This window comes from Pseudomonas sp. W2I6, assembly GCF_030815935.1.
Lineage (GTDB): Bacteria > Pseudomonadota > Gammaproteobacteria > Pseudomonadales > Pseudomonadaceae > Aquipseudomonas.
In genome coordinates this window covers 2,671,970-2,688,756 of record NZ_JAUSXJ010000001.1, presented here as the reverse complement: position 1 = coordinate 2,688,756, position 16,787 = coordinate 2,671,970, and the positions used below count along the sequence as shown (strand labels likewise).

The 16,787-nt window shown below is 58.7% G+C and carries 19 protein-coding genes; 1 reads left to right on the top strand and 18 read right to left on the bottom strand.

Annotated elements, in window-relative coordinates; all coding sequences use genetic code 11:
* Positions 1 to 70: 70 nt before the first annotated feature.
* From traD to QF039_RS12560, 11 genes are all read right to left on the bottom strand, one after another.
* Positions 71 to 2,176 (bottom strand): type IV conjugative transfer system coupling protein TraD, encoded by a 2,106-nt coding sequence (gene traD, locus QF039_RS12610; RefSeq protein ID WP_307518521.1) that lies wholly within the window; start codon positions 2,174 to 2,176, stop codon positions 71 to 73.
* Between the two features lie 9 nt (positions 2,177 to 2,185).
* Positions 2,186 to 2,701 (bottom strand): integrating conjugative element protein, encoded by a 516-nt coding sequence (locus tag QF039_RS12605; RefSeq protein ID WP_307518519.1) that lies wholly within the window; start codon positions 2,699 to 2,701, stop codon positions 2,186 to 2,188.
* On the bottom strand, positions 2,698 to 3,246 hold the full coding sequence (locus QF039_RS12600; RefSeq protein ID WP_307518517.1) for a lytic transglycosylase: 549 nt from the start codon (positions 3,244 to 3,246) through the stop codon (positions 2,698 to 2,700). The genes QF039_RS12605 and QF039_RS12600 overlap by 4 nt, the downstream gene beginning before the upstream one ends.
* A complete protein-coding gene (locus QF039_RS12595) occupies positions 3,228 to 3,947 on the bottom strand; it encodes a TIGR03759 family integrating conjugative element protein (RefSeq protein WP_307518515.1) in 720 nt (239 codons plus the stop codon). Before QF039_RS12595 ends, QF039_RS12600 begins: the two co-directional genes overlap by 19 nt.
* Before the next feature lie 9 nt (positions 3,948 to 3,956).
* On the bottom strand, positions 3,957 to 4,628 hold the full coding sequence (locus tag QF039_RS12590) for a chemotaxis protein (protein ID WP_307518513.1): 672 nt from the start codon (positions 4,626 to 4,628) through the stop codon (positions 3,957 to 3,959).
* Entirely contained in the window at positions 4,625 to 5,167 is a 543-nt protein-coding gene (locus tag QF039_RS12585) for a PilL N-terminal domain-containing protein (RefSeq protein WP_307518511.1), read from the bottom strand. The genes QF039_RS12590 and QF039_RS12585 overlap by 4 nt, the downstream gene beginning before the upstream one ends.
* A 105-nt stretch (positions 5,168 to 5,272) precedes the next feature.
* Positions 5,273 to 6,019, bottom strand: coding sequence for an ABC transporter substrate-binding protein (locus QF039_RS12580; protein WP_307518509.1), 747 nt, complete (start codon positions 6,017 to 6,019; stop codon positions 5,273 to 5,275).
* Positions 6,020 to 6,071: 52 nt separating this feature from the next.
* Positions 6,072 to 6,566 carry a DNA repair protein RadC gene (gene radC, locus QF039_RS12575; protein ID WP_307518507.1) on the bottom strand — a complete coding sequence of 165 codons (495 nt, stop codon included), beginning with the start codon at positions 6,564 to 6,566 and terminating at the stop codon, positions 6,072 to 6,074.
* A 100-nt stretch (positions 6,567 to 6,666) separates the two neighbouring features.
* Positions 6,667 to 6,924 (bottom strand): hypothetical protein, encoded by a 258-nt coding sequence (locus tag QF039_RS12570; protein WP_307518505.1) that lies wholly within the window; start codon positions 6,922 to 6,924, stop codon positions 6,667 to 6,669.
* Between the two features lie 71 nt (positions 6,925 to 6,995).
* On the bottom strand, positions 6,996 to 7,577 hold the full coding sequence (locus tag QF039_RS12565) for an STY4534 family ICE replication protein (protein ID WP_307518503.1): 582 nt from the start codon (positions 7,575 to 7,577) through the stop codon (positions 6,996 to 6,998).
* A gap of 878 nt (positions 7,578 to 8,455) precedes the next feature.
* Positions 8,456 to 8,797, bottom strand: coding sequence for a helix-turn-helix domain-containing protein (locus QF039_RS12560; RefSeq protein WP_307518501.1), 342 nt, complete (start codon positions 8,795 to 8,797; stop codon positions 8,456 to 8,458).
* Positions 8,798 to 9,006: 209 nt separating this feature from the next.
* On the opposite strand from QF039_RS12560, the gene QF039_RS12555 reads away from it, so the two are divergent.
* On the top strand, positions 9,007 to 9,264 hold the full coding sequence (locus tag QF039_RS12555) for a hypothetical protein (RefSeq protein ID WP_307518499.1): 258 nt from the start codon (positions 9,007 to 9,009) through the stop codon (positions 9,262 to 9,264).
* A 43-nt stretch (positions 9,265 to 9,307) separates the two neighbouring features.
* On the opposite strand, the gene QF039_RS12550 is transcribed toward QF039_RS12555, so the two are convergent.
* From QF039_RS12550 to QF039_RS12520, 7 genes are all read right to left on the bottom strand, one after another.
* The gene (locus QF039_RS12550; protein WP_307518497.1) at positions 9,308 to 11,275 is read right to left on the bottom strand and encodes a DNA topoisomerase III; all 1,968 of its coding nucleotides are present in this window, start codon (positions 11,273 to 11,275) and stop codon (positions 9,308 to 9,310) included.
* A gap of 241 nt (positions 11,276 to 11,516) precedes the next feature.
* Entirely contained in the window at positions 11,517 to 11,957 is a 441-nt protein-coding gene (locus QF039_RS12545) for a single-stranded DNA-binding protein (protein ID WP_307518495.1), read from the bottom strand.
* Complete coding sequence (locus QF039_RS12540; RefSeq protein ID WP_307518493.1) at positions 11,954 to 12,472, bottom strand: DUF3158 family protein; 519 nt, start codon at positions 12,470 to 12,472, stop codon at positions 11,954 to 11,956. The genes QF039_RS12545 and QF039_RS12540 overlap by 4 nt, the downstream gene beginning before the upstream one ends.
* Positions 12,469 to 13,224 (bottom strand): PFL_4669 family integrating conjugative element protein, encoded by a 756-nt coding sequence (locus tag QF039_RS12535; protein WP_307518491.1) that lies wholly within the window; start codon positions 13,222 to 13,224, stop codon positions 12,469 to 12,471. The genes QF039_RS12540 and QF039_RS12535 overlap by 4 nt, the downstream gene beginning before the upstream one ends.
* 231 nt (positions 13,225 to 13,455) lie before the next feature.
* Positions 13,456 to 14,646: an STY4528 family pathogenicity island replication protein gene (locus QF039_RS12530; RefSeq protein ID WP_307518489.1), complete on the bottom strand. Its 1,191-nt coding sequence runs from the start codon at positions 14,644 to 14,646 to the stop codon at positions 13,456 to 13,458.
* Positions 14,643 to 15,191, bottom strand: a complete 549-nt coding sequence (locus QF039_RS12525; protein WP_307518487.1) for a DUF2857 domain-containing protein — start codon at positions 15,189 to 15,191, stop codon at positions 14,643 to 14,645. Before QF039_RS12525 ends, QF039_RS12530 begins: the two co-directional genes overlap by 4 nt.
* The gene (locus QF039_RS12520; RefSeq protein WP_307518485.1) at positions 15,188 to 16,774 is read right to left on the bottom strand and encodes a ParB family protein; all 1,587 of its coding nucleotides are present in this window, start codon (positions 16,772 to 16,774) and stop codon (positions 15,188 to 15,190) included. The genes QF039_RS12525 and QF039_RS12520 overlap by 4 nt, the downstream gene beginning before the upstream one ends.
* Positions 16,775 to 16,787 lie beyond the last annotated feature (13 nt).

Sequence of the window (16,787 nt, the reverse complement as noted above, 5' to 3'; positions counted from 1 at the left end):
GCAGTGTTGGTGTCGTCACGACGCCTTTTGGATCGTTTTCTGCTGAATCGAAACCAGTGGTGGGGTAGGGCTACCCCACCTGATCCAGATCGAAGTTGGTTGTTGGGCCGCCACCACTGGCGCTCCACCATTGCCCCGCCTGCTCGTTATAGGCGGCCCGCATTCGCTGGGTGAGCTCCTGCAGGTCCTTGGGCATGGCATCGTCGTTGGAGGGTTTTGGCAAAGGCATGCGGACTTTCAAGAGCTGCCCACCGGCCTGAAAGGAGAACATCTGCCCCTTGGGCAAACTGACGATGTGAGCAGGCTCGATCAGCGGCACACTGGTACTGCTGACACGGTCCTGTGAGGACGAGGTGAAGTCGGTGTTGGCCTCAGGATCGGAGGTGTCGGTGGCGCCCGACACTAGGGTTTTGGTCAGCACATTGACCTTGGGCAACTGCTGGGTGAGCAGCTCCGCGGTGGCGGTCTCGCGTACGCGGAGCATCTGCAAGGTGTTGAAATTACCAATGACCTGGCCGGCCTTGGCGCGATTACCAATGCGCGCTTCGATATCGCTGAGGGTTTGGGTGTAGGCGGTTACCTGGATACCGGCGCCGCCACCCTTGTTGATCAGCGGAATGAACTCATCACCCATCAACTCGTTGAACTCGTCAGCGTGCAGATTGATCGGTAGCTTGACACTGCTGCTGCCCGAGGTGGGCAGGCCATGGTCAATGCCATGTTTGTAGATGTGCCCCGCGACCGAGACCAAGTCGGCAAACATGGAGTTGCCCACTGCGGCGGCCACCTCGGCGTCGGTCAGTGCATCCAGGCCGACGTAGACGATGCCGCGTTTTCGGATGATCTGCATCCAGTCGAAGATCGGCCGCGGGTCATCCAGGTCAGTGTAGTTAGGGGCCAGTAACTGGGCGGTCTTGCCGGTAGTGAGTTTCTCCAGTAGCGGCAGTAGCGAGGCAACGATCTTGTCGAAGTAAGTACGGTCGTAGCGCACTGCCGAACGCAGTCCGTCCATTACCGGATCAAATACCCGCTTCACCGCCAGGTACTGTTCGATGGCCACCACACGCTTTTCGCGTCCTACCATATGCCGGGGAATGTTTTTCTCGTTGAGCTTGCCTTCCAGTTGGACGATCACTTCCCAGGCTTTCGGATCGGTCTTGGCGAAAAACTGTTGAGCGTATTCGATGAACAGTGCGTCGATATTGACCACATGTCGCTGGATCTGCAGGTAGTCCGGGCGCCGACCCAACTCGATCAATGCGCGGGCGATGATGTTGACGAAACGCCAGGCGAACTCACGGAAGGCCGCCGAGTTACCTTCACCATTGAGTTGCCCAGCGATGCGTGATGCGACCTCCGAGATGCGTCCGAAACGCCCCACGGCATTGTAACGCGCGGAGATTTCTGGCCAGCCCAGATGGAAGACATAAAACTCCTTCTCCCGACCGGCGCGTTTGGCTTCGACGTACATGCGCTTGAGCAGGTCGGCATCGCCCTTCGGATCGAAGACAATCACTACCTCGTGTTCGACGCGGTGTATGTCCTGGGTGATATACACCTCGGCGAGTCGCGTCTTGCCGACACGGGTCGTGCCCAACACCAGTGTGTGTCCGACCCGTTCGCCCAGCGGCAGACTGACTTCCATTTCGTCGGGCTCGACCCCATGCAACAGCGGCGAGCCACCTACCGGGGGCAAAGGGCGCAACGGATTGAAGGCACTGTCCCAAGCCGTGACTCGGGCTAATGTCGAGAGCGGAAACGGCGCGTGTTCGAGGCGTCGTTCGAGTCCTCGGGCTAGGCGGTAGCCGGTCGGTTGGTCGACATAGTGAGCGACCGCCGGATCCTGGGCCTCGACCAAGCGCTGGGTGTGCAGGCGGGTCCAGCGAAAGCCTCGGCCCATGAACAGACGCTTGCGGCTGACCGGAATCTGCCGACTGGTCAGCTCGTAGCGGGACAGCCGACGGATGTTGCGCCGATAACGCAGCACCTCCCAGGCTTGTCGCAGCCGGATAAAGCCGAACAGGGTATAGGCCAGCGCTGCAACCAGACCGATCTCGGGTGACAGGGCAACCGCCCAGGGCGAGTACACGCACAGCATTGCGGCGGCGATGCAGATCGCTACGGTGTACAGCTCAACCGCTGGCCGGAGTTTGGACTCCATCGCATGCTCGGCCATGGCCTGGACTCACTGTTCCAGTGAAGTGGCGGTGATCAAGACGGGGTAGTGCTCGATCTGCAGGCGGGTGGCGATGTCGTTGCCGTTGACCGGCAGGATGGTGGTGTCCGGAGCGGCCGCTCGAATCCGGGTCAGGCCTTCAGTATCGGCCACTTCGACGGCGAGGCCGGCCGCGCCCATTTCCTGCAGTTCAGTCGCGCGTTGACGCAACCAAGCCAGTGACTGGGGATCCTCACCCACCAGGAAAAATGGCCGTAAGCCCGGCATGTTTAAGGCGCGAGACGTGATTTGGCCGGGGCTCAAGTGAGAGCTGCGGACGGGTAGTATCCAGGCTTCATCGGCAAACGTGGACAGGTCCGCATGCATGGCCCGATTAGACTGGAGCTTGTTGTTTATTAGCGGCCTGGCAACCTGAAAATGGGGCCGGTTGAAGTCGCTAGGCTGATCCCCGGCTACGGTCAGCTCCGGCTGGGCGAAAGGTGCCAAGAGCAGGATGAAGTAGCAGGTAAGGGGCATTCGCTTCATGGTGGTGTGCCCTGTTTGAAGGAAGCCTGCAACCGTTCGAGTTGCCGGGAAAAACCGGCGCGGTAACGCGCGGCCGGCGTTCCTCCTGCCGGGCGGTGATAGCGTCCGGCCGCTGACACCCAATCACCGGTGGCGGCGTGATGCTCCTGTAGCAGCGCCGCGGTGACGGCGAGATTTCGGTCGGGGTCGAGGGCTTCGCAGGGACTGGAAAAACGTTGCCCGTGGTAGCCCAGGTTGGTTTGCCCCAATCCGGCATCGACCCGCTTGGCGTCATGTTGAGTGAGCGCCTGAAGTAAGGCGTGACAGGTGGCCTGGCGAGTGGCGAAGCGGTAGGGTGTTCCGGCGATGTTCAAGGTCCAAGGCCAGGGCAGCAGTCGGCCACGGACGCGGATACCACTCTCCTGCAGCGCAATCGCGAACAGCACCGTAGAAGGGATGCCGGCGTCATGCGCCGCCAGCTGATAGGCCGGAGGCGGAAGTTCGTCAGCCTGGACGGCGAGCACCGTCAGCGTGAGCGCAAGACCACTCAGTCGAGCCGTTGCCATTGTCCGTTCACCTGTTGAAATGTGGCGGGCAATGGCCCCGGAGCACCCAGGCTGAGCCAGCGACCACGGTCATGGTTCAGGGTGATCTGCCGGCGTTGAACCTTGGCCGGATCAATGTCCGCTTGCTGAGCCCAGTTACGGACGCGCTCATCCTCGCTTTGGCTGCCCACCAGGTAGATATCGAACGCCGTGTCGCTGCTTTGCAGACGCTGCGCTTCGGCGGTGCACGCGGGGCAGTGGTCCTCCACAAACAGGGCTGGGCGCGGGGCTACCGCTGAGCTGGTAGGGGACGAAGATGCCATGCCCTGGATCGGCAGCAGCCCGGGAAACAGCTTGGCCCACGCCACGGTGTAAGCGTTTTGATAAGCCAACTCGCGCTCGGCGCGTTTGGCTTCCAGCGCTACCTGTAATTCGGCATAGCGTTGGCGCTCTTGGTCGGTGTGGGCCTCGACTCCGAGTGCGGTTAACGGATCAAGGTTTGGGCTCCAGAAACCGCGCGGGCCGGCTTGGATCTGTTCGAAGCGTGTCCACTCCTGCTCGGTCAGCCCCCAGTTCGCCGCCTGTTCAGAGTGAGAGCGCCCCAAGGGCGCGACCTGCGTGTCCTGATTCCGCGACTGTATCGTGACGGGGGTGCTCATCGCAGCGCCCGTGGTCAGTAGCGAAACGAGGCAGACGACGGCGGGCAGTAACGCTCTGTTCATGATCGCTTCTCAAGGGCGGTGCACGGTCTGATCTGGTTGAGCGGCCACCGTGAAGATGGCTGAGTTCGGCCCCAGCACTTTCAGCTGCCAAGTTCCGACCTGCTCGCCGCTATGCAGCAGCCGAAGATCCATGAGAGCGCGACTGCCAGGAGGAGCGATCGCCAGAAAGCGCTCACCCCCGCGGGACTCGACACCCAACACCGAGAACGGTGGCGAGAGCCGAGTGGGTTTGGGGTTAGCGGTCTTTTTCGGCTTGGTCGCTGATAAACTCGGAGGTGGGGGTGATGGCTGGGTCTTGAGGTCCAGGAGCTGCTGCTCGACCTGTTCAAGGCGTGCGCGCAGCGCGGTCAGGTCTGCCTGGGTGGCGCGGGCTGCGAGACCATCACGCAGTTCCTGTATCTCTTGCGCCCACTGATCCAACTTCGGATCGAGGGTATTGGCCTGTTGCTCACCAGTATCGACCGTCTGCTTCAGATCTTTGAGTGCGTACTGCAGCTTCTTCTGGGCGTCCTTGAGGGAGCTTGAATCATGTTGCAGGGTGTCCAGGGTTTGTAGGCGTTGGGTGTCCGTGCTCTGTAGTTCTGCTATGCGCTGGTACTGGTTATACAAACCACCGCTCAGCCCGGCGACCGCCAGGCAAAGCAACCCCACAATGAGATTTTGAAACGTTGAGGCTTTCATGGGTGTGCCTCCGACTGATGGGGCGAGAGGGGTGCGATCAGCACAACCCCAGCACCCGTTTTCTGCTGTTCGAAGCAGACCGACCGATTGATTTCATCGGTCGTGAGTCGCCAGGCGGGGCCAGCCAACATTTGTAGCGCGCTGCGCAATGGGATTGGACCAACCCGGTAATGGGCCGCGGGCAGGGGCCGAGTAAACAGCACCTTCACCGCAGCGGAATCGCGACAGAGCGAATAGCCCGAGCGCTGCAATATGTACTGCAGCGCATCTTGCACCGAAGGGCTCAGGCTGGATGGGATACTCACGTCGATGATTTGGGCTAGAAGATCGCGTTGTTCCGTGGTGGGCTCGGTGCTGACCAGCGTATAGCGGCCATAACGAAGTTCTGCCGGATGGCTTTCTTCGGCTGTGCCCCTCGAGTGCTGGGCCTGATTGGAGCCACTGCCGATTTCCGGATGGGTCGGCAATGGGGCGGGGATTTGCGCGGTACAGCCGCTCAACAAACCCAGCAGACAGACAGGCGTGAAAAAACGCTCCATGGAAAAACCTCATGTCAGGTTCAGTGCAGAACCTGACATGAGGTGAAGGAGCGATTCAGTGAGAAAGTTGATTCAAGGCGGGTCGTGTTAAAGCAGAACGCGTTATTACTCATCAAAAATGGCGAGCCCATTCAAGACGGTAGCGTCGGGGTCGAAGATCAACAATCGCACATCCGCCAATGCCGCCAGATACAGTACGTTGACCAAGGTTGCCGGCGTACCGGTATCGAGTTGCTCTTGCCTCAGCGATGAGTAAGGACAGCCCTCGATTTTCTCCAGGTTATCGTCGGTCCAAGGCGTGCCGATCAGCTTACACCCGACGCCATTGCAGTCCGCCAGGGCAAAGGGTTCGAACAGCAGACCGGTTGGTCTGGAGTCGAAATCGCCAACCCGGCGTTCCAAGTAGCGCAATGCTTCTTCAGTGAGGTGTGCGGTACTGATCTCCCAGGTTCGACTGTAGTGTCCCGTTTCAAAGCTCAAGCGATGGACCATGACTTGTGCCTCTTCCAGGGAGTACAGATCACCGAGGTGATGCCGCTCGTTGAGCATTTCGCCCATCACAGCGTAGATTACTTGGCGCACTAGCCCGGTGGACGGGCAGCGTTCATCCAAATCATCCGAAATGGATTGGCCTTCGCTGATCAAGGCGAAATCGTCATTGAACAGGCAGGGGAACAGTTGCAGCTCATTGTCGGGCAGTTGGGCTTGTGAGTCGTGCAGGGGTCGAAAGCAGGGAGGGTAGTCGTTTTCGTAGGTGATCAGTAGCAGCCGTTCGATATGAAGGTTGTCGTAGCCGCGAGCAAATGGATTTGGGGCCGACAGCAGGGCTGCGGCTTGGGGGGCGGGGTTCATGAGGGTTCTCCAGGATGAAAATGAATAAGGCGCCCGAAGGCGCCTGTGATGGTTAAAGCCAGCCATATTCGGCAAGGGAGAGCGGACGACCTTCACCCACAATGAAGTGATCCAGTACGCGCACTTCGATCAAGGCCAAGGCCTCCTTCAGCCGTGCGGTCAAGATGCGGTCCGCCTGGCTGGGTTCCGTGCACCCTGAAGGGTGGTTGTGAACAAAAATGGCGGCCGCAGCGTTATGCGCGAGCGAACGCTTAACGACTTGGCGGGGGTAAACGCTGGCGCCATCAATGCTGCCGTGAAAGAGGGCTTCGAACACCAACACCCGGTGCTGGGCATCGAGAAAAATTACGCCGAAGATTTCGTGCTCTTGTTGCACAAGGTGCAGTTTTAGGTAGGAGGCCACAGCTTCAGGCGACGTCAGGTTAGGGCCACGGGAGAACAGCCGACGATCCAGAATACGCAGCGCTTCGTCGATCAGCTGGTTTTCTTGGACGATACGATCAGCCTCGACATTTGAGGTTTCAATCAGTGTGAGTTGGGTGCTCATGGTGGTACCTCCGAAGGGAACAATCAGGGGTACACGCCCGAGGGGCGTGGTGTCCCCTGGCTGGGTGTGGAGTTGCAGGCGTTTGCAGCTTATGTACGGTTTACAGCCGAGTGAATCGGTGGCGCTGACCGTGCAGAGGTGAACCACAACCGTCGCAAGGCAACGGAGAAAAGGCTCTTATTCCCCAGCCAGTTTCGGGATCGAAGTCGGCACTAATGGGCATTAACCGAACCAGTCCACGATGGATGCCGGCGATCCGTTTCTCGCTTTCATCCGTGGTGTAGTAGAGCGATAACGTGCTGAAGTCCTCGTAAGCAGCCGCGAATAGGCAGTCGTCGCATAGCCAGAAGGATTCCATGTGGATTCTCCTTTGCGGAGTGAAGAAAAGGCGCTCGAGGGAGCGCCTTGATGAGGGGTATCGTGGACTGTTCAGGCGGACTGAACGGTACGGGGGGCATCACGGCGCGCCGTGCTTGGAGCAAGTGCAGATTCAGGTTCGACCTGAGCTTCTGTTGGGTTTTCGAGCTCCTCAGCTTCGGCATCAGCCGACGTTGGGGATGCCTCACTGGTTGGCACTTGCTCAGCAGGTGCTGTTGCTTCCTGCCTAGCGGGCGCTTTGTACTCGACCGTGCCGTTGACCTTGATCCAGTCGATGAACAGCAAACGACCTTTCAGGCTGGCGCCCGGTTGGCCTTGTTTATCGCCTTTCTCGTAGAGAAACGGATCGATCCACAGGTCGCCGATACGAAACGACAGCAAGACCTTTTTCTCGGCTTTGACGGCGTCCATATAGAGACGAATCAAACGTTCTGCTTCACCCCCAGCGACTTTGCAGTCGAAGCGGGTGTATTCCACCGCATCGGTGGCACCGTGCAGGGCTGCAATATCGCAGGCCATGAATGGTTGGCCGCGGCGGACTTGTACTTCACGAACTCGGTTGAGGTAACCGATACCGACGGTGTGCAAGTTGAAGTAAGTGGTCGCTTCATGGGAGTGGTTGGCGTGGGCCATGGTAGTTCTCCTGTTTCAAGGGAAAACGGCGACGCACAATCCCTTACGGGAAGTGAGCCCCCGTCAGGGTGGGTAAGGTGAAGGCAAGCGATGAGCGATTCACCATCGGCAAGCCGATGACAATCAGAACGATGCGACTTGGGGGAATAGCGGTGCAGCAGAGAAGTGTCTGCGGAGGTGATCCGCAGGCATGGGATAGTGGGCATTCATCACCGCCGATGCGGTAAACGCGCGAGCTTCCGAATGCTGATCGCACTTGGGTGAACCACCACGAACATGGCGTAGCCTTGAAGGTTCTGGCTACCTGGGCTGGGCTGTCAACGACAGCGGACCACGCCCTTTATATAAGCCTGTCACAGGGGAGCGTCAAGACGCTGCGACCCGGTTTTTTAAGGCCGGAATACGGTGGCAGTTACTGGAATTAAGAAAATGAAAAAATGAACAGTGGGCCCGGCTGGGCGCCAGGCGAGGAAGAGAAAAGCCACCTTTGGCGAACTGACGCAGTCGACAAGCTCCTCGCAAAACTTGGTTTAACTGCGCCATGATTCGCCAACCGACCCTTGTCGTGGCCTGGGTCGGAACCTGCTGGCACGCATCCGCGCACAAAGGGAGCCCAGTGTTTCCCCGGTGGGCTCCGGGACTGAATACGATCGCCGAAGCGGATGACCGCTATTGCCGGGTAGAGGCAACAGCGGTCATCCGCCACCACGATCAGGTCGAGCATAAAACGGGAATTAAATTCCGCAGAAAAGAAGGCTCCGAACTCTAAAAGTCCGACCGAGCCACCCGGAGCAAATCGGTCTTGGGTCGCCGTTGGCGATGATCCTGAAGCACTACAGCAGAGAGGGTGGGATCACGTCAAGCCAGTGGCGAAGGGGTTATTTGCTATTGAGATGAGCGGCCAGCTGTTCGACGGTCGTCAGGATAAAGGCACGGTCGCTTTCTTGAAGGCCGCTCAGCAGGCCCGCGATCATCCGGCCCTGGTCGTTGGGGCGATTGCTCGATTCCGTCAGCAGTTCATCCATCCGGCAGTCGAAGACGTCCGCCAGTTGCATCAGCTTGACCACGGAAAGCTCCACCACACCCCGCTCAAGGCGCGAAATGGCTTCGCTGCCTATCCCCAGGCGTTCAGCCACCTCTTCCTGGGTAAAATTACGCTGAGTGCGGTGTTTCGCGATCATGCGTCCGATTTGGGCTTGGGTTGGATGTTTATGTGTCAAGTGATGAGTTCTCCAATTCAACCCGAATGGTTGAGCAAAGACCCATTGACATGAACATCCTTAACGGTTGAGTATCGACTTTTGGGGTTGCTATATTGACTGAAATACCTGTTTGTCGCGACGTGACATGTGTTCTTACAGGAAAGAAAGCACGTAGTGACCAGTGAGACTGAGCGGTCTGATAGGACCAAAGGGAGGCAAGGTTGAGCATGGGTGAGCAGCGCGAGAACGACATGGACCTGATCTGGGATCGAACAGTGGAGTTGTTCATCAAGATCCATGACTACCCTGATAGCCCCGAACACCGCGACAACCTTGTTCGTTGGCTTAACGAAGATTCTGCTCACCTGAAAGCGTTCAACGAACTGGGGCAGATATGGATAGCGGCAGGCATCGCCTTGGCGCGTGAAGTCGGACAACCGCTAGGCGACTTGGAGAAGGATCAGCCGCCGTTGATGGTGCACTGACTCGCACATCACCCCCGAGATTCATGTGAACACCAATGGCACCTCATGGACGATGCGTCGCTTTGCTGATCGGCACGGTGCCTTTGCAGTCTGGATAGTGGGAGCATGACCAGAACGGTCCTGATTTTCCCTTTCGCCTGAGCATTGAGGCGTTGCACTTGGGGCAGCTCGGGCTCGTTTCGACCGCTATTGCCAAAGTGAGCGAGCGGTAGTGTGCGACCAACTGCGCAATCCAGTTCGCCTGCTTGGCAACGAACGCATCCAGGCTCAGGCGTCCCGCTTCGATTTCATCCAGCGCCTGTTCCCAGATTGCGGTCATACCTGGATCGGCGACTGCTGCCGGTACCGCCTCAATCAGGGTATGGGCCGCGGCGGAGGCCATTAAGGCGCGTTTTTTCTTCAGTAAATAACCGCGATCAATCAACCCTTTGATAATGCCGGCTCGCGTGGCTTCGGTGCCGATACCGGTGGTGTCCCGAAGTTTCTGTTTCAGGCGTGGGTCGTTGACTAGCTTGGCCACATTTTTCATCGCCTTGATCAGATCGCCCTCGGTGAGCGGCTTGGGAACGGCGGTGCGCATGGACTTGAGTTCGACGTCGTTTAAGGCGCACTGAGTACCCTGTTGCAGGAAGGGTAAGACTTGGGACTTTTGGCCGCGCTCATCGTCCTCGGTGTTTTCGGTGAGCAAGCCTTTCCAGCCCTGTATCAGGATCTGTTTGCCGACAGCGGTCAAACGTTCTTTGCCACATTCCAGTTCGACCTGGGTTCGATCAAACTCATGATGCGGAAGAAACTGCGCCAGGTAGTGGCTACGGATCAGTTCGTAGACCTGGCGTTCTTGTTCGGACATCCGCACCAGGATTGCGGGCTCGGTGGTGGGAATTATGCCGTGGTGCGCGGTGACCTTGGCATCGTTCCATACGCGGGCGCGCAATGATCGATCGAGGCTCCCGAATGCAGGTCTGAGTGCAGGATCCGTTTTGAGCAGGGCATCGAGTACCGCGGGCGCCTCGTTGAACATACTCTCTGGCAAATAGCGGCAATCGCTGCGCGGGTAGGTGGTGGCTTTGTGGGTTTCATACAGGGCTTGGGCGATGTTCAGGGTTTCCTGGACACCGAGCCCCAGCTTACGCGAGCAGACTTCTTGCAACGTGCTCAGGTCGAAGGGCAGGGGCGGCGGTTCTCGGAACTGTTCAGTCTGCAACGAGAGTACCGTGGCGGACTTCTCGCCGGTGATTGTTTGGACCGCGTGATGGGCAAGCGCCTGTTGCAGGCAACGCCCCGATTCGTCCCGTCCTGAGCATGGTGGTAACCACGACGCGATGAATCGCTGGCCCATCGACGATAGGTGCACGTCAACGTTCCAGTAAGGCACCGGGACGAAGCTGACAATCGCACGATCCCGATCGACCACCAGACGTAAGGTGGGTGTCTGGACGCGCCCCACTGACAAAACGCCGTCGTAACCTGCTCGCCGACCGAGAAGGGTAAACAAACGACTGAGGTTCATGCCGATCAGCCAGTCAGCGCGGCTGCGAGCGAGAGCCGAGTGATAGAGCGGGAAAGTCACCTGACCAGACTTTAGCGAGGACAGGGCTTTGCGAATCGACGCATCGTTGAGGGCGGACAACCAGAGGCGCTGAACGGGACCTCGATACCTGCAGAGTTCCAGCAGTTCGCGGGCGATCATTTCACCTTCGCGATCGGCGTCGGTCGCGATGACAACACTTGAGGCTTCACTGAGCAGGCGTTTGATGATTTTGAACTGCGCGGCAGTCTTGAGTTTGACCTCGACCTGCCACTGCACAGGAATGATCGGTAGATGATCCAGCGACCAGGATTTGTACTGAACACCATAAGCTTCAGGTGGGGCCGTTTCCAGCAGGTGACCGATACACCAAGTGACGGTTGAGTCGGTTCCGACCAGGCAACCGTCACCACGCCGAGTGGCCCCGAGAGCCTTGGCAATGTCCCGACCTTGGGAAGGCTTCTCGCAGAGGAAGAGGCGCATAGAACTGCTCCGGATTGAGTTCGGAGCAGCGTTGTTGGAAACAGTAGGTGCGAGATATGAGAAACCTGAATGGCAGGTTCCTCATATTAGTCGGTAAGGGCAGCCTTGAATGGGCCGAAGCTGCTACCTTGTTGTAGCGTGGATGACAGGGCGGGGCTTCACGAGCAGTGAGTAATAACTGACCGGCGACTTCGCGCAAAGGCGCAATTTTTACCCCTGAAGTCTGTCAGGCCCTAGGTGTTTACCCGCCGCGCTTCTTGGGTTTCGACGCCGGTGTACTGGCCTGCTCTGTATTTTGAGAAGCTGCCGGTTCACTGGAGCGCTCGCGCATGACCACGCCGTTTAACCGGTGAGGCAGGATACCGACGCGACGGGCCTCGATCTTGAAGGTAACCCGCGCGTTATCTTCGCTGTCCTCCCACTCGTCGCGCACGGTACGACCTTCAACCAGCACGCGCATGCCTTTTTGGTACAGCGTGCCCCAGTGTTCAGCCTCGCGGTGCCAGAGCTCAACCGGCGCCCAATAGCCGCCTCGATCTTCATAGCTGCCCTCGCGTGGCACGGGGTTGTCGAAGTACACATTCAGCCGCAGCAAGCGCCGTGGCTCGTCATTGCCTGATGGAAATTCCTGGAACTCTGGCGCACTGCCGATATTGCCTTCACCGACGAAAAAAGTGCTCATCGTGATACCTCCACTGCGGGTGTGAACTGGCACAGCAGCTGTTCGGCGCTGGCCATTTTGATCGCGCAGGTCGAGGCCTGGCGGTAGATCGAATGCACCACGCTCATCTGCAGGTTCAGTGCAATGCGCTCGCATTCGAAACGGTGCAATTCCTCGCGTACGGCCTGCGGCAGGGCGTTGTTGCAGATCTGGCGTTCCCAGACCGCAACCCCCATGCGGGAAAAATCACGGGTGCGCCAACGCAAAAAGGTGCTACCCGCGCTGGTGTTCTGCAACGCCAATCGGATATCCAGCAGTGAATAAGGGGGCTGTCCGACCTGCTGCACCACAGCCTCCATCAGGCGACATAACTGCGCCTCAATTTCCCTCGCCACCTGCGCCAGGTGCTCCAACTCCCCCTTACCCTTAAAAGGTTTTAAAAGGCCTTTTAGGGAGGCTGCGTGTTCGAGCTGTCGATAGGCATCCGGTGTCAATACTTCGAGGTACATTGGGTGAGCCGAGGTCAGGGGATTCATGCTTCGTCCTCCGGCTCATCCACTGTCGCAGACGGTTCTTCCGCGTCCTCTGCCAACGCGTCGACGTCATCCACTGGCACAGCGCCGCGGCGAATGATCGGCGGCGCGAACTGGGAGCGGCGATGCCCCTCCAGGATGTCCATCGGGGGCAAACCCAGTTTCTCTATGGCCGCAATGGCGCGGGCGTTGTTCGCCGCCATGTCATCGCGTGTGACGCCGGCATGCCGATAGCGCTGGGCCTGGCCGAATAGGCTGCGCAGCAGATGGGCGCCATCATCGATCCAGGCTTCCATGTCGACGCGGCCGATCAGGGCGGTGTGATGGGCCAATAGGGTACGACGCACCAGGGTGTCGTAGTCGGTCAGCAGGTAGACTGCCAGAAAACCCAGCTGGCTGCCGATGTACAACGGCAAGGTGACGGGGTGGATGTTGAGGTTGTCGCCCATGTCGATCTGTGTCGGCAGGTCCTGTCTGATCCGATCCAGCTGTTGGGTCAGTTCCAGCATCCCGGCTTTGGCCTGTATGAGTTTTTCTTCGAGTTGCACGATGGCCCAATCGGCATAGGGATCGTCCTGGGCCGCGGTTTGTTTGATCAGGTTGGTGACACTGATGTAGCCAGCCATGCCCATGATTGAGTGGACGCCTTCGCGTGCGGTTCGACCTTGCCAGATACGGGCGGCGTGGTGAGTGTGCAGAGTCAGGGTGATGCTGCTGCGCAATGAACCCAGGTTGAGTTGATAGTGATCGGCCACGGTGTTGTCCTCGCATAAGCTTGGACGGGAACGTTGCGACAGATGGGGGTCAAGGGCAGCCAAAAAGCTGAATGCGGTCTATTCGGTTTTAGAGGGGTAATTTCGGAGATGTTCGTGAGCGATGCCAGTGGCATCATTTCCATTGATGGCGATGGCGCTCGGATTGCGCAGGTTCGGCCCTTTGCGATATCACAGTAGAACTCAGTAGATTTGATGCCACTGGCATCAAATCTACTGATGTCCAGGGCGTTTGCCGCGCAGTTGGCGTAGCTCATTCAGGCACGCCTGTGCAAGGGCGGAAGCGGGCTCGCCCTGTTTTCGGGACGGGCGAGACGGCGCTGTTGGGGGCGGTTCTGCAACGGGTGAGGGCTCTGTCTGACCTGCCCAAGGCCGAAAGTCGCCTTTCAGTGCACGCTGGACAAGCCCCATCAGATAGGCCGCTGGCTTGCGAATACCGCCGATCGCACAGCGTGCGCCGGCTTCGTTGAGCACCGCCTGACGATCCGCTGGTTTGAGCTTGTTCAGCGCCACGGCCACGGCCTGACGCTCGCTTGGACTCAGGTGCAGCGAGTCGGGCCAGAGCAGGTTATCCACCGCTAGGGTCGCGCGCGGTACAGTACAAGTACTTTCTTTTAATACAGTACAGGCGGCGTTCGGATTCCGAACGGTGCCGGAAACACTGGAATTCAAGCTCGGTTCGGAATCCGAACGAGGGCCTGCACGATTCCGAACGCGGTGATCGCCACCCAGTTCGGAGTCGTGTAACGCGTCAGCGGTTGCCTGATCCAATCCTTGCTGCGTCCAGTGTTCGCCCCAGCTGTCGAGCCGGGTGGGGAGTTGACCCAGATCGATATGGGTGTCCTGGCGAATTTCTTCCAGAATGTGCTGGGCGACAATACGCACCGCCTTGGTGTTATGACTGAGGCAATGACCAATCAGCTCGAGGTAGTCTTGATCCAGCTCCATGGCTTCGGCGGGGGTTAACGGTTCATCGTGCAGGACGTACAGAGAACCTTGTAGACGCCCAGTGACCTGGTCACGCCCGCGCCTCACCAAGCTGAGCCAGCGCGTTAGCCTGAGCATCGTCAAGACGCGAGCGATGGTTTCCCGGGAGGCTGACGCACCGTAGGGCACGCTCGACAGGTAAGGCTGCAAATCCTCATAGCGCGGTGTGACCACGCCTTGACCTTGCAGCATGAGTCGAAACACTTGCCAGGCATTACGTTCCAATGGCGTCAGCCGGCTATCCAACAGCAGGCGACGTGGCACGACTTCGTGTGATTGGCCACTGAACAGAAAGCCAGCCTGCAGCGCCTGATTGGAAGGTTGTTCAGTGGCAGGGCGCGCGGGCCAGCGTTCATTCAACTGCTGGGTGCATTGCTGCAGGACACGCTGCCAGCGACTGGAAGGGGCAGTGTTCATGTTCCTTTGCTGTACTGGTCGATCTGTTGCCAAACGATGGTCAAGCTGATCTGTTGCTCCTCCGCCAGCATCATCATGGCGTCGAGCTGATCCTCGGCACCGTCCTGAGCGCTTAGCTGGCACCATCGCTGCCAAAGCGCATGTTCCTGTGCTTCGCTCAAATTCTGAGGGCGGCCTTTACGGGTTTCTATCTTGAGCAGACGTCGGCGCAGGGCGGTTTCCGAATGCGCCAAGCCAAAGCACTGGTACATGATGGTGCTACTGGCACCGAGCTTGAGCGCTCGGTTGATCAATCGCTCGTTCTGCTCGTCGCGTTCGGCTTGCTCGATCAACCGATGCAGCACCGGCGAGTCAATCTTGACCTCAACCCAGGAGACGGTGGCATGGGCCAGACGCGACAGCGTGGTGGGCGGTAAGGATTGCAACAGATAGATATCATCCTCACTCAGCCCGAGTGCCTTGCAGCGTTGCAGATTACCCAATCGCAGCTCATGCAGCACCTGAGTCAGCATGGCCTGATTGAGCACATTGAAGGGCAGGTTCATGGCAGTTCCTTCTGTGAGTCGTCTTCAGGGGCAAGCGTTAAGTCGATCAAGCGACGGGCCAGGCGGATCAGGCGAAACAGCTTGATTAACAAACTGTCGGGCAGTCGCTCCAGTCCCACATCCACAGCGGGACGATCTGTCAGGGGGAGTTGATAGATGCCCAACAACAGTTGGCCGAACAGGGCTGAGGGCAGTTGCTTGCGATCCTCCCAGTTCACGTCGTCTTGAGCGCGCAACAGGGCCAGGAGCATTAGGTGAACGCCGGTCGCGCGAGGCGCGGCAAGATCAAGTCGCTCGATGTTCAGAGTGAAACCCAAGCCAAGCTGCTGATCGATGATGCTCTCGGGATGTCCGGCATAGGTCGCCATTTCCCGCGCCAGTCCGGCAATGGCTAAACGCAGTTGTTCGGGGGTATTTAGTGCTGGTGCAATGGTCCAGATGTCGTCGGTCGAGCAGGCCTCGAAGGTCGGTGCTGTTTCGGTGGCAGTTTCGCGCTCGATCTGTTTGCGAATCTGTTGAACGCGTGACGGAGGGCTGACCGCTGAAACGACATTGGTTTCAGGCGGTGTAAGCAGTTCCTCTCGCGCTGTTTCAGTCTGGGGCCTGCTCTCAGTTGATTTGGGATTGGACTCGGAGGAGGGCGATCCTGCCGCAGCTTCATCAACGCTCGGCGGATGGCTGTTCTCTGAGGGTGTGGTGACGACAACGCCAGGCGTCGAGATGACCCGTTGGGTGTCGCTCAGCTCCAGGGCCAACATGCGGTAGGACTGTCCGAGCAAACGGCTCATGCGCTCGAGCAGTTCATCCTGGATCTGCTCAAGATCGAAGGATCCGGGATCGGCATCGAAGTCGCCCAGGGTCTCGAGCCAAAATTCGGCGAACGCAATGGTGGCGGTTGGATAACGGTTCCAGGTTCGTTCAGCCTGGCTACGTAGGCCGATCAGGCGTTCGATCTGGGGCTTGCCCAAACCGGCATACAGGGTTTGTGGAATCGCGGGCAGTAAGTGTTCAAGGGTGTCGAGCATCCGACTGATATGCGACTGCGAAACCGGATAGCCTCCAGCGGCAAGGCGTCGTGCCAATTCGCGCTGCGAGAGCACTGCTCCATCCGGTTCGAGCATGGCTTTGAGTTTGGCCACAGCCAGTGCTCGCTCGATGAAGGTGAGTTGGCCGTGCAGATCGCTTTCGGCCAGATGGCCGAGCAGGGCGCTGATTTCATTGCTCCAAGGCCGGAATAGGCAGTGAATGCGAAAGAAGCTTTCGTCACGGGTTTCCTGCCACAGTTCGCCGAGAATCGCTAAGCGCGTATTGCCACCGTTGCGGATGATGAAATAGGTTTCTCCCGGCCGGCGAGTAATCGGTGGCGGATGGTCCAGCCCGCGTTCACGGATCGAGGCCTTGATATCGTCGTAAAGCGGATTACGGATGAAACGCGGGTTGTGTTCGTAGGGCCGCAACTGCTCCAGGGTGACCAGCATAGGTGTGTCGATCACTGGATCGGACAGCCGCTCCAGTTCTGGACCCCGAGGGAAGTGGTCCTGGTGCAGCTTGTCGGTGATCTGCTCCTGACTAAGCTTCTTCATCTGTACCGCCTCG

Excerpts from the sequence above, each read along its gene's own strand:
- QF039_RS12530 (WP_307518489.1), bottom strand. The coding sequence starts at position 14,646 with ATGAACACTGCCCCTTCCAGTCGCTGGCAGCGTGTCCTGCAGCAATGC.
- traD (WP_307518521.1), bottom strand. The coding sequence starts at position 2,176 with ATGGCCGAGCATGCGATGGAGTCCAAACTCCGGCCAGCGGTTGAGCTG.
- QF039_RS12570 (WP_307518505.1), bottom strand. The coding sequence starts at position 6,924 with ATGGAATCCTTCTGGCTATGCGACGACTGCCTATTCGCGGCTGCTTAC.
- QF039_RS12550 (WP_307518497.1), bottom strand. The coding sequence starts at position 11,275 with ATGCGCCTCTTCCTCTGCGAGAAGCCTTCCCAAGGTCGGGACATTGCC.
- QF039_RS12545 (WP_307518495.1), bottom strand. The coding sequence starts at position 11,957 with ATGAGCACTTTTTTCGTCGGTGAAGGCAATATCGGCAGTGCGCCAGAG.
- QF039_RS12555 (WP_307518499.1), top strand. The coding sequence starts at position 9,007 with ATGGGTGAGCAGCGCGAGAACGACATGGACCTGATCTGGGATCGAACA.
- QF039_RS12605 (WP_307518519.1), bottom strand. The coding sequence starts at position 2,701 with ATGAAGCGAATGCCCCTTACCTGCTACTTCATCCTGCTCTTGGCACCT.
- radC (WP_307518507.1), bottom strand. The coding sequence starts at position 6,566 with ATGAGCACCCAACTCACACTGATTGAAACCTCAAATGTCGAGGCTGAT.
- QF039_RS12595 (WP_307518515.1), bottom strand. The coding sequence starts at position 3,947 with ATGAACAGAGCGTTACTGCCCGCCGTCGTCTGCCTCGTTTCGCTACTG.
- QF039_RS12520 (WP_307518485.1), bottom strand. The coding sequence starts at position 16,774 with ATGAAGAAGCTTAGTCAGGAGCAGATCACCGACAAGCTGCACCAGGAC.
- QF039_RS12585 (WP_307518511.1), bottom strand. The coding sequence starts at position 5,167 with ATGGAGCGTTTTTTCACGCCTGTCTGTCTGCTGGGTTTGTTGAGCGGC.
- QF039_RS12565 (WP_307518503.1), bottom strand. The coding sequence starts at position 7,577 with ATGGCCCACGCCAACCACTCCCATGAAGCGACCACTTACTTCAACTTG.
- QF039_RS12600 (WP_307518517.1), bottom strand. The coding sequence starts at position 3,246 with ATGGCAACGGCTCGACTGAGTGGTCTTGCGCTCACGCTGACGGTGCTC.
- QF039_RS12580 (WP_307518509.1), bottom strand. The coding sequence starts at position 6,019 with ATGAACCCCGCCCCCCAAGCCGCAGCCCTGCTGTCGGCCCCAAATCCA.
- QF039_RS12590 (WP_307518513.1), bottom strand. The coding sequence starts at position 4,628 with ATGAAAGCCTCAACGTTTCAAAATCTCATTGTGGGGTTGCTTTGCCTG.
- QF039_RS12540 (WP_307518493.1), bottom strand. The coding sequence starts at position 12,472 with ATGAATCCCCTGACCTCGGCTCACCCAATGTACCTCGAAGTATTGACA.
- QF039_RS12525 (WP_307518487.1), bottom strand. The coding sequence starts at position 15,191 with ATGAACCTGCCCTTCAATGTGCTCAATCAGGCCATGCTGACTCAGGTG.